Origin of the sequence: Achromobacter sp. ESBL13, assembly GCF_036668755.1 — a bacterium.
Taxonomy (GTDB): Bacteria; Pseudomonadota; Gammaproteobacteria; order Burkholderiales; family Burkholderiaceae_B; genus Achromobacter.
Map to the genome: position 1 here is coordinate 464,000 of NZ_JAZEVT010000006.1, position 11,873 is coordinate 475,872.

7 protein-coding genes are annotated in these 11,873 nt (G+C 64.9%); 5 read left to right on the forward strand and 2 right to left on the reverse strand.

Annotated elements, in window-relative coordinates; translation table 11 throughout:
- The first annotated feature begins 166 nt into the window (after positions 1-166).
- The 3 genes from V6F88_RS23450 (at position 167) to V6F88_RS23460 (ending at position 3,908) form a co-directional block, all read left to right on the forward strand.
- Entirely contained in the window at positions 167-1,276 is a 1,110-nt protein-coding gene (locus tag V6F88_RS23450; RefSeq protein ID WP_332612592.1) for a YcjF family protein, read from the forward strand.
- Positions 1,277-1,483: 207 nt separating this feature from the next.
- On the forward strand, positions 1,484-3,568 hold the full coding sequence (locus V6F88_RS23455) for a putative bifunctional diguanylate cyclase/phosphodiesterase (protein WP_332612594.1): 2,085 nt from the start codon (positions 1,484-1,486) through the stop codon (positions 3,566-3,568).
- 127 nt (positions 3,569-3,695) lie between these two features.
- Positions 3,696-3,908 carry a DUF1059 domain-containing protein gene (locus V6F88_RS23460; protein WP_332612595.1) on the forward strand — a complete coding sequence of 71 codons (213 nt, stop codon included), beginning with the start codon at positions 3,696-3,698 and terminating at the stop codon, positions 3,906-3,908.
- A 51-nt stretch (positions 3,909-3,959) separates the two neighbouring features.
- Here V6F88_RS23460 and V6F88_RS23465 read toward each other — a convergent pair whose 3' ends face one another.
- A complete protein-coding gene (locus tag V6F88_RS23465; protein ID WP_332612596.1) occupies positions 3,960-5,012 on the reverse strand; it encodes an ornithine cyclodeaminase in 1,053 nt (350 codons plus the stop codon).
- A 124-nt stretch (positions 5,013-5,136) separates the two neighbouring features.
- On the opposite strand from V6F88_RS23465, the gene V6F88_RS23470 reads away from it, so the two are divergent.
- Together V6F88_RS23470 and V6F88_RS23475 are read left to right on the forward strand one after the other, a co-directional pair.
- Positions 5,137-5,562 carry an Lrp/AsnC family transcriptional regulator gene (locus tag V6F88_RS23470; protein WP_120153512.1) on the forward strand — a complete coding sequence of 142 codons (426 nt, stop codon included), beginning with the start codon at positions 5,137-5,139 and terminating at the stop codon, positions 5,560-5,562.
- 266 nt (positions 5,563-5,828) lie between these two features.
- On the forward strand, positions 5,829-6,758 hold the full coding sequence (locus V6F88_RS23475) for an N-carbamoyl-D-amino-acid hydrolase (RefSeq protein ID WP_332612614.1): 930 nt from the start codon (positions 5,829-5,831) through the stop codon (positions 6,756-6,758).
- Between the two features lie 124 nt (positions 6,759-6,882).
- Here V6F88_RS23475 and V6F88_RS23480 read toward each other — a convergent pair.
- The coding region (locus tag V6F88_RS23480; protein ID WP_332612597.1) for a beta strand repeat-containing protein at positions 6,883-11,873 on the reverse strand (4,991 nt) is incomplete at its 5' end.

The window sequence follows — 11,873 nt, forward strand, 5'->3', positions numbered from 1 at the left end:
ACCGCAGGGCAGCCATATTGGTATGGGATCCGTTGCGTCTGCCCACGCACCGGATTCATCAAGCAACCCGGATCTTCGGTGAAGTGGCAAGAAAAATATCGCGGTTGCCGCGAATGTCGGACTCATCTGATATCGTTGCTCAATCCCTTTCACGTTCTTACGGCCCATGTCTCCCCTACGCCCCGATTCGCCCGCCTTGCAGGACGCCATCGCCGACGCCATCAGCACGGCCACGCGCGGCGCGGGTCGCGTCAACATCCTGATCGCGGGCAAGACCGGCGTCGGCAAGAGCACGCTGATCAACGCCGTGTTTCGCGGCGATCTGGCCAAGACGGGCGCGGGCAAGCCCGTCACGCAGACCACCCAGGAATACACCAAGCCGGGCCATCCGCTGACCATCATCGACACGCGCGGCCTGGAAGTGGGCGACTACGCGCGCTCGCGCCAGGCACTGACGGACTTGATCCAGGAACGCTCGGCGTCAGACGACCAGGACAAGCACGTGCACGTGGCCTGGCTGTGCATTCAGGACAGCAGCCACCGCGTGGAAGATGCCGAGATCGAACTGGCCGACATGCTGGCCACCGCCGGCATCCCGGTGGTGGTGGTGCTGACCAAGGCGCGCAAGAACAGTCCCTTCGTTGCCGAGGCGCAAAAGCTGCTGCCGCGCGCCAAGCAGGTCGTGGCCGTGCGCGCGCTGCCGGAATGGATAGAGGAACTGGATGCGGAACTGCCGCCGATGGGCCTGGACAAGCTGATCGAGGTCACCGCCGAGCACATCCCCGAGGGGCAGCAGCGCGCCTACGCCAATGCCCTGTCCACCCGCAACAAGAAGGCCCTGGAAGTAAAAAAAAAGCGGGCTGAGATAGAAGTGAACGTGGCTGCCGGCCTGGCCGCATCCGCGGCCGCCGCGCCCATTCCGTTTTCGGACGCGTTTGCGCTGGTGCCGATCCAGGTCGGCATGATCGCCAAGATCGGCATCACCTTCGGCATGGAGCTGGACACCACCGCCATCACCACGCTGGTCACGTCCACGCTGGGCGCATCGGCGGCCACGCTGATCGGCCGCTCGGTCGTGTCGGGCATGCTGAAATTCATTCCGGGCGCGGGCAGCGCCGTGGGCGGCACCATCGCCGCCACCACCGCCGGCGCCATCACCAAGCTGCTGGGCAATGCGTACGTGGCCGTGCTGTACGACTTCTGCCTGAAGAACCCGGGCAAGGACATCGACATCGGGATGATCGCGCAGGCGCTGCGCCAACGGGTGAAGCTGTGACGCCGCTACGCAATGCGGTGCAATGCGATGCAATGAACCGTGTTTCTACGACAACATTCGTTAGATTCAAGCCTTTTCCAGCCCACGCCTTAACTATTGCCCAGACGGCGACGTAAAGCCGTAAATCCCTCATTCCATTCGCGGGACAGCCCACGCGTACGCCGGCCTGGCCCGCCACACGCGGGCGCTTGCCCGCCCCCTCATCCAATGATCATCGACAATTCCGACGTCATGTACCGGCACCTGGTGCAGGGTGTCGTCGACTACGCCATCTACATGCTTCATCCGGACGGCACAGTCGCCAACTGGAACGCCGGGGCGCAGCGCGCCAAGGGCTACACGCAAGAGGAGATCGTCGGCAAGAACTTCGCGTGCTTCTACACCGCCGCCGACCAGGACTCGGGCTTGCCGCAGCGCGGCCTGGCCACCGCGCGCGAACAAGGCCGCTTCGAGGCCGAGGGCTGGCGCGTGCGCCGCGATGGCACGCTGTTCTGGGCCAATGTCGTGATCGATGCCATCCGCGACGACCACGGCGACCTGATCGGCTTTGCCAAGGTCACGCGCGACATCACGGAACGCCGTGAACGTGAACAACAGCTGGTGAAAGCCAAAGAGCTGGCCGAGCACTACAACTCGGAATTGACGTCGCTATCCAGCTTCCTGGATGCCGTGGTGTCGCACATCCCGTCATGCGTGCTGGTGCTGGACGCCGTGTCGCGCAATATCCTGCTGGCCAACCGTCAGGCGGAAGCCACGTTCGGCGCCACGCGCGCCCAGATGTTGGGCAAGACGGCGCGGCAGTGCCTGCCCGCGCCCGTATGCGAATTCCTGGACCGGCTGACGCATGACGCCTTGCGATCGGACGGCGCCCTGCGCGAAGCGGAAGAAGAGCTGACCACGGCGCGCGGCATGCGCACGTTGCGCACTCGCACGCTGGTATTCCACAGCACCGACCCGCGCTCGCGCTACGCGCTGCTGATCTCGGACGACGTCACGGAAGAGAACGCCGCGCATGCCCAGGTGCGCTACATGGCGCACCACGACACGCTGACCGGCATGCCCAACCGCCGGCTGTTCCGCGAACAGTTGCTCAAGGCGCTGCACCACTGCGCCGATGACCGCCGCACCGCCGTGCTGTGCCTGGACCTGGACAACTTCAAAAGCGTGAACGACACGCTGGGCCATCCCTGCGGCGACGAGCTGCTGCGCCTCCTGGCCAAGCGCTTGCCGAAGGTGCTGCGCGAGCAGGACACGCTGGCCCGCCTGGGCGGCGATGAGTTCGCGGTGGTGCTGCCCAACATCGGCCAACAGGACGACGTGCGCAAAATGGCCGAACGGCTGATCGACGCGGTGCGCCAGCCCTTTGAAGTGGACGGCCATACGGTGCCGATCAGCGTCAGCATCGGTATCGCGCTGGCCGAGACGCCCGAATACACCGCCGACCACCTGCTGCGCTACGCCGACATGGCGCTGTACGAAGCCAAGCGCAACGGCCGCAACCGCATGGCGTTCTTCAAGCTCGAAATGGAGGCCGCCGCGCTCAAGCGCCATGAAATGGAAATGGACTTGCGCCAGGCCATCATGGGCCAGCAGTTGCAGCTGTATTACCAGCCCATCATGGACGTCAGCCACGTGCGCATCGTCGGGCGCGAAGCGCTGATGCGCTGGCAACATCCGGTCAAGGGCCTGATCATGCCCGGCGACTTTATTCCCATTGCCGAGGAAACCGGCCTGATCCACGAGCTGGGCGCCTTCACCCTGCACGAGGCCTGCGCCGAAGCCATGCGTTGGGACGACCACGAAACCGTGGCCGTGAACCTGTCGGCCAGCCAGTTCACCAACAGCGCGCTGGTGTCGCTGGTGGAATCGGCGTTGTCCAAATCCGGTCTGCCGGCGCGGCGGCTGGAACTGGAGATCACCGAATCGGTGCTGCTGGCCAACTCGGCCTCCAACCTGAACACGCTCAAGCGCCTGAAGGCGTTGGGCGTGAAAGTTGCACTGGATGACTTTGGCACGGGCTATTCGTCGCTGGGCTATCTGCGTTCGTTCGACTTCGACAAGATCAAGATCGACAAGTCGTTCACCCAGGATGTCGAATCCAGCAAAGAGGCGCTGGCCATCATCCGCGCCATCAACGGCATCGGCCGCAGCCTGGACATACCCACCACCGCCGAGGGCGTGGAAACCGCCGCGCAGCTGGACCGGTTGACACAGGAAGGCTGCTCGCACTTCCAGGGCTTCCTGTTGGGCCGCCCGGTGTCGCATGACGCAACGCCGGGGGGAAAACCGTAAGCATCCGGATCTATACTTTTGAAATCATCGGGTGCGCTGCGACGCGCCAACTACCCGATGCCCCGCATGCCGCGCGTCGGATGTGCCAACACGCAAGCGCCCCCGGGCGCTGCGCAAGGAGACAATCATGACCCGCAAATACATCGACTGCCGCGAGTACCCAAGCGAGATGAATTGCTCGGTAGCCTTGGCCGCGGATTCCGACGACGAATTGCTGGAAGCCGCCGTGCAGCATGCCACCACCGTGCACCACCACGCCGACTCGCCCGAACTGCGCTCGCAGCTGAAGGCGATGTTCCACGACGGCACGCCGCCCACCGACGCCCCGCGCGCCGCCTGAGCGCTATCCGTTAATTCGTTGATTCGTTGTTCTGTTGATGGGTCGCCGGGGCTATGGCTGCCCCGGCGCGGCCTTCACGTCGGCGGCCGCGCGGACCACGTCGAAGAGGTTCTTCGGATCCTGCAATTGCGGCGCCACTTCAATGCGCGCGCCGATGCCAAGCCGGGCGGCACTGTCACGCAACCAGCGCAGGGCCGAAAAGTCCTCCAGCGCAAAACCCACCGAATCGAAAATGGTGACGTCATCGGCGCGTTGGCGCCCGGCCACCTGCCCCGTCAGCACGCGCCACAATTCCGTCACCGGAGAATCCGCGGGCATCTGTTGCAGGTCGCCTTCAATGCGCGTCTGCGGTTCGTATTCGACAAAGACAGTGCCCCGGCGCAGCACGTCGGCATGCAGCTCGGTCTTGCCCGGGCAGTCGCCACCCAAGGCGTTGATGTGCATCCCGGGTTCGACCATGTCCGCGGTCAGGATGGTGGCGTAGGCCTTGTCGGCGGTGACGGTGGTGACGATGTCCACACCCTTGACCGCCTGCGCGGTGCCGTTAAAGGCAACGACGCGCAGCGCCGGGGCAACGGCGGCCAGGTTGGCTTGCAGCTTGCGGGTGGCCTGCGCGTCCACGTCGTACACATGCAGCACGTCAATGCCCAGCACATAGTGAAACGCCAGGGCCTGGAATTCCGCCTGCGCGCCGTTGCCGATCAACGCCATCGAGCGCGAGTCGGGCCGGGCCAACGCGCGGGCCGCCAGCGCCGACGTGACGGCGGTGCGCAGGGCGGTGGTCAAGGTCAGTTCGCTGATCAGCAGCGGTTCGCCCGTGCTGACCTGCGCCAGCGCGCCAAAGGCCATCACCGTGGACAGGCCGGCTTGCGGGTTGTCGGGGTGGCCGTTCACGAACTTGAAGCTGTACAGCTCGCTGTCGGCGGCGGGCATCAGTTCGATGACGCCGGAGGGGGAATGACTGGCGACACGCGCACACTTGTCGAATTCTTGCCATCGCAGAAAATCGGCCAGCACATAGTCCAGCAAGTCGGTGAAGACCTTGCGGGGACCGTATCGGGCCACGATGTTGGCGACGTCCGACGTCGTGAGCAATGTCGTCATTTTTTTCTCCCCAAGTGATGGAAAGGAAATTCTGGCTGATGCTCAAATCAATTCATAGTGACAACATTCAACACGAAACGCTAAGATTCTGGCAATTCGACAGCCAACATTAGCGCTTTGCACAATGGACACGCTAGACCAACGCTTGCTGGGCCTGCTGCGCGCAAATGCCCGCCTGTCCATCGCCACGCTGGCCAAGAAGCTGGACGTGTCGCGCGGCACGATCGACAACCGTATCCGCAAGCTTGAAGAGCGCGGGATCATCGTCGGTTATACCGTGCGCCTGCGCCCCGAGTCCGAAACGGATGACATCGTGGCGTGGATAAGCATCGCCGTGGAAGGCCACGAAACCCGCAAGATCGTGAACCTGCTGATGGGCGAGCCCGCGGTGGCGGGTCTGCACGACACCAACGGCCGCTGGGATCTGCTGGCGGAGCTGCGCGTGCCCACCATCGATCAGCTGTCCGAAGTGCTGGACCGGCTGCGCACGCTCAAGGGCATCTCGGCCACCGAGACCAGCATCCATCTGAAGACCTTCAAGGCGATCTGAGCCGCCAGGGTACGGGTAAACCCGATATAGAACTTTGCACGGCGCCCATGATGCGGCGTTATGCGCACGGCCATGCCCAGGCGCCCAAATCTGCCCGATTCATCAATTCAATCAACGCCTTAGCAACACGCTGGGCCCGGCCAGGCAGCGCGCGGCCAGGCGCTATCGCGATAGCGCGCGCGCATGCATGCTTGCGGCTTCAACCGCGAACACGCAATCAGCACCTGGAGATAGACACCGTGAGCAACACCACCCCTGCCCGCAAAATGGGCCTGGCGGTCGCCCAGATGGGCGCCGTGAACCTGGCCGACACCCGCGCCGTGGTCGTGCGCCGCCTGGTCGAGATGATGCGTGAGGCCGCCGCCCGCCAAGCGGAATTCGTCGTGTTTCCGGAGTTGGCGCTGACGACGTTCTTCCCCCGCTACTGGATGGAAGACGCCGAGGCCGTGGACCGTTTCTTTGAAAAGGCCATGCCCAATGCCGACGTGCAGCCGCTGTTCGACACCGCGCGCGAACTGGGCATCGGCTTTTACCTGGGCTATGCCGAGCTGACGCCGGAAGGCCGCCAGTTCAACACCGCCATCCTGGTGGACCGCAGCGCAAAGATCATCGGCAAGTACCGCAAGATCCACCTGCCGGGACATTCGGATCACAAGGTCGACGCGCCGTTCCAGCATCTGGAGAAGAAGTTCTTTGAAGTGGGTGACCTGGGCTTTGGCGTGTGGGAGACCAACGACGTCAAGATCGGCATGTGCCTGTGCAACGACCGCCGCTGGCCCGAGACCTACCGCGTGATGTCGCTGCAAAGCGCCGAGCTGATCGTGCTGGGCTACAACACGCCGTCGCTGAACATCCATTGGAACGAGCCCGCGCATCTGCGCACCACCACGCACGAAATCGTGTTGCAAGCCAGCGCCTACCAGAACGCGGTGTGGGTCGGCGCCGCCGCCAAGTGCGGCCATGAAGACGGGCACCACATGATCGGCAGCTCGATGATCGTGGCGCCCTCGGGTGAAATCGTGGCGCGCGCCAGCGGCGAGGAAGATGAAGTCATTACCGCGAAGATCGACCTGGCGATGGGCCAGGCGTTCCGCGAACACGTCTTCAACTTCGCCAAGCACCGCAGCCCGCAACACTACAAGCTGATCACCGAACGCACCGGCGCGGGCGACCCGCTGCCCACCGCGACAAGCTGAACGACAAGGCGGGCCGGGATGATCGCCCCGGCCCGCCTCGGCGTCCTGCTCGTTCTGCTCTTGCTGCTCTTTCTGCTCTTGCTGCTCTTCCCGCGCGCCCTGCGCAACCTTCACATCGTGCGCGTCAGTCCAGCAGGTCCATCAAGGCGACGTCCTCCACGTCATGCTGGCGCGCCGCTTGGGCCAGCTGCATCGAGAACGGTGCCCCCGCCAAGCGTTCCGGCGTAGTCAGCGACGCACCCGGCTTGGCATCCGGCGTGGTCTGCGGACGCAACACCGGGTCGGCCGGCGCCCGCTGTTCGCGCATCGTGCCAGACAGGAAATCCAGCGTGATGACGCGGCCCACCCCGGCTCCGGGCCCCGACCGCGGGGTCAGGCGCAGGCTCAGCGTTTCCATGCCGGCCGGTCGGTTTATCAGCAAGAGACCACGCCCATCCGCTTGCACCCAACCCGGCAAAGCCGCGCCGTTGGCCAGCGTGATGCGCATGTCCGCCTTGCCGTCGCCGCCGTTGACGATGAAAAGCAGCTGATCGCCACGTCCCACCAGGTCCACCTGCAAGCCTTGGCCCAGCGGCAGCGTCGACAACACCGCCTGCCCGTCTCCCAGTCCGCCGCCCAGGCCGGATCCCAGCAGCTGATGCAAGCCGCCCCGTGCGCCCCTGTCGTCGATGCCGCTCAGCGGGTCGATGGCGTTGACCGCTTGCAGCACCGCCCCCACCCCGGTGAAGCTTCCCAGGTGGTCAAGGCTGTTGACGCCATTGACCGCCAGCAAGACCGCCCCGCCCGATTGCTGCAAGTCCGGCGTGCCGTCCAGCGATGCCAGCCCGTTGACCGCCTGGATCAACACCGAGTCCACCTTGCTGGCAACCAAGCCTGCATTGCCGCCGATGGCCGACTCGCTTGCTCCCGCCCCCACGACGAAGCGGAAGTCATCCTGCTCGGTGAACAACGATGCCGAGTTGCGCAGCGTGAAGGTCGACTCCGTGAACCCGCCGTTGCCGTCGCTGACGCGATAGCGCACCACGAGTTCACCGGTGAAGCCGACAGCCGGGGTGAACACATAGCTGCCGTCGGGCCTGACCAACAACGTGCCCCCGCCCGGAATCGCCAGGGGCGAGCCGGCCGGCGTCCTGCCCGGTACTCCGTCCACGCTGACGTCGGCGACAAACAAGGCGTCGCCGTCCGCGTCGGACGCGCTGGCCAGCAAGCCCTGGCTTGCCGGCACATCCACGCTGCCGCCACCCAGCGGCAGGCTTACCGTGACGGCCGGTACCACCGGGCTGTCGTTCACCGCCGTTACGTTCACGGTGACAGTCGCCGTTTCGCCGGCGCCGCCGGACGTGACGGTGTAGGTGAACTGGGTCGTGCCGTTGTAATCGGCCGAGGGCGCGAAATCCAGGGTGCCATCGGCGCGCAGCGTCACGACGCCGTTTGCCACCGCTATCGGCGCCCCCACCGTCGCGGCCGACCCATTGATGGCCGTGATGGCGTGCCCGGCGTTTTCGAACGTGTCGTTGCCGTTGACGATGATGTTGACAGGCGTGTCCTCAAAGGTTGTCACCGTGTCGTCGGCAATATCCGCCACCGCCGCCACGCCCACGTTCACCACCGCCTGCAGCGACCCGCCGCTGCCGTCCGCGATAGTCACCACAAAGCGGTCGGCGCCGAGGAAGTCTCCGTTCGGCGTGTAGACATACGCGCCCGTCGCGGCATCCAGCGTCACCGTGCCATGCGTCGGCAAGGAAGCAAGGCTGTAGACCAAGGGCTCGCCGTCGGTATCCAGCGCGCCTACGCGGCCGGAGACCGACGTGTCCTCCAAGGTCGGCACCGTGAATTCGCCCGTGCTGGGGTCAAACACCTGGCCACCGACCCGGTTGCCCAGCAGGACGGGAACGTCGTTGACCGACGCGACGTTGACCGTCACCGTGGCCGTCTCCGTCACGCCTCCCGACGTGACCGTGTAGCTAAAGCTGGTGGCTCCGTGGAAGTTGGACGACGGGATGAAGTCCAACGTGCCGTCAGCCTTCAACACCACCGAGCCGTTCGTGACCGCCATCGGCGTACCCAGCGTCAAGGCGTTGCCGTTGATGGCCGTAACTGCGTGGCCGGCATTCTCGAAGCTGTCGTTGCCGTTGACGGCAATATTGACCGTCGTGTCCTCCAGCGTGGTAATGCTGTCGTTGGCAATGTCGGCCACCGCGGCCACCGTTACGCTGACGGTCGACTGGATTACGTTGCCCGCGACATCGTCGATGCTGATGACGAAGCTGTCGGCGCCGTTGTAGTCGCCCGTCGGCGTGTAGGTGTACGCGCCGGTTGTCGCGTCGACGGTAATCGTGCCGTGGGCCGGCGCGGTGGATACGCTGTAGGCCAGCGGGTCTCCATCCACATCCACCGCCAGCACCCGGCCACTGAACACCGTGTCCTCAACGGTGTTGATCGCGTAGTTGCCGGTGGCCGGGTCGAAGCTCTGGCCCGGTACCGCGGGGTCCGCCTGGATTGGCGCGTCGGCCACGGCGGTCACGTTGACGGTCACCGTCGCCGTTTCCGTGGCGGCTCCGGACGTCACGGTGTAGGTGAAGCTCGTTGCACCGTTGAAGTTTGCCGTCGGCGCAAAGTCCAAGGTGCCGTCCGCGTTCAGCGTGACGGTGCCATTGGTCACCGCGACCGGCGTTCCCACCACGACCGCGCTGCCGTTGATGGCCGTGATGGCGTGGCCCGCGTTCTCAAAGCTGTCGTTGGCGTTGACGGCAATGTTGACGGTCGTGTCCTCGCTGGTAGCGACCGTGTCGTTGGCAATATCCACCACCGCCGAGACCGTGACGTTCACCGTGGACAGGCTGACACTGCCCGTGCCATCGCTGATGCTGATGACAAAGCTGTCGGCGCCGTAGTAGTCCGCCGTCGGCGTGTAGGTGTAGGCGCCGGTGGCGGCGTTGACCGTGACCGTGCCATGCGTCGGCGCGGTGCCTACGCTGTAGGCCAGCGGGTCTCCGTCTCCGTCCACCGCCGAGACCTGGCCGGTGATCGCCGTGTCTTCATTGGTGCTGGTGGCATAGTTGCCCGTGGCCGGATCAAAGGTTTGACCGGGGACAACAGGGTCCACGGTCATTGGCGTATCCGCCACCGCCGTCACCGTGACCGTGACGGTGGCCGTCTCAACCGCGCCACCGGACGTCACCGTGTAGGTGAAGCTGGTGGAACCGTTGTAGTTAGCCGTGGGCGCAAAGCCCAAGGTGCCGTCGGCGTTCAACGTGACCGAGCCATTCGCCACCGCGACCGGCGTGCCGACCACGATGGGGTTGCCGTCGATGGCCGTAATGGCATGGCCCGCGTTTTCAAAGCTGTCGTTGGTGTTGACGGCGATCGTGACCGTCGTGTCCTCGTTGGTTGTGATCGTGTCGTTGGCGATGTCCACCACCGCCGAGACCGTGACGCTGACGGTCGACACGCTGACGTTGCCCGCGCCATCGCTGATGCTGATGACAAAGCTGTCTGTGCCGTAGTAGTCGGCGGTCGGGGTGTAGGTGTAGGCACCGGTCGCGGCGTTGACCGTGACGGCGCCGTGCGCGGCGGTGGTCGATACGCCATAGGTCAGCGTGTCACCGTCCGCGTCGGTGGCCGATACCTGCCCACTGACCGCCATGTCCTCAACGGTGCTGGTCGCGTAATTGCCGGTAGCCGGGTCGAAGGTCTGGCCGGGGATGGCCGGGTCGAGCGTCAGCGGCGCGTCCGCCACCGCCGTCACGGTCACGATCACCGTTGCCGTCTCATCGACGCCGCCGGAAGTCACCGTGTAGGTGAAGCTGGTGGAACCGTTGTAGTTCGCAGCCGGCGCGAAGTCCAAGGTACCGTCTGCCTGCAACGTCACTGAACCGTTTGATACCGCAACCGGCGTGCCGACCACCACCGCGCTGCCATTGATCGCCGTGATGGCGTGGCCCGCGTTCTCAAAGCTGTCGTTGGCGTTGACGGCAATGTTGACCGTGGTGTCTTCATTGGTCGTGATCGTGTCATCGGCAATATCTACCACGGACGAGATCGTCACGCTGACCGTCGAGTGGCTGATGTTGCCCGCCCCGTCCGAGATGGCGACGATGAAGCTGTCGCCGCCGTGGTAGTCGGCAGCCGGCGTGTAGGTGTAGGCGCCGGTTGTGGCGTTGACCGTCACCGTGCCGTGGGCGGCAGTCGTGCTGACGCTGTAGGCCAGCGTGTCACCGTCGCCGTCCACCGCCGAGACTTGACCCGTTACGGCCGCGTCCTCGGTGGTGCTGGTGGCGTAGTTGCCGGTAGCCGGGTCGAAGGTCTGGCCCGGAACCGCTGGGTCCACCGTCATCGGCGCGTCCGCCACGGCGGTTACCGTGACAGTGACGGTTGCCGTCTCGGATGCCCCGCCCGAGGTCACCGTGTAGGTAAAGCTGGCGGAGCCGTTGTAGTTGGCTGCGGGTACGAAGTCCAACGTGCCGTCAGCCTTCAACGTCACCGAACCGTTGGATACCGCAATCGGCGCCCCCACAACAACCGCGCTGCCATTGATCGCCGTGATGGCATGGCCCGCGTTCTCGAAGGTGTCGTTGCCGTTGACCGCGATGTTGACCGTCGTGTCCTCGTTGGTCGTTACTGTGTCGTTGACAATGTCCACCACCGCCGAGACCGTAACGCTGACGGTGGACAGGCTGACGTTGCCCGTGCCGTCGCTGATGCTGATGACGAAGCTGTCGCTACCGTAGTAATCGGCCGTCGGCGTGTAGGTGTAGGCGCCGGTGGCAGGGTTTACCGTCACCGTGCCGTGCGCCGCAGTGGTCGATACGTTGTACGTCAACGGATCCCCGTCGCCGTCCACCGCCGAGACCTGGCCGGTGACGGCCGTGTCTTCAACGGTGCTGGTGGCGTAGTTGCCCGTGGCCGGGTCGAAAGTTTGACCCGGAACAGCAGGGTCCACCGTCATCGGCGTATCCACCACGGCGGTTACCGTGACAGTGACCGTCGCCGTCTCGGTGACACCGCCCGAGGTCACCGTGTAGGTAAAGCTGGTCGATCCGTTGTAGTTGGCTGCGGGTGCGAAGTCCAACGTGCCGTCGGCCTTCAACGTCACCGAACCGTTGGATACCGCAA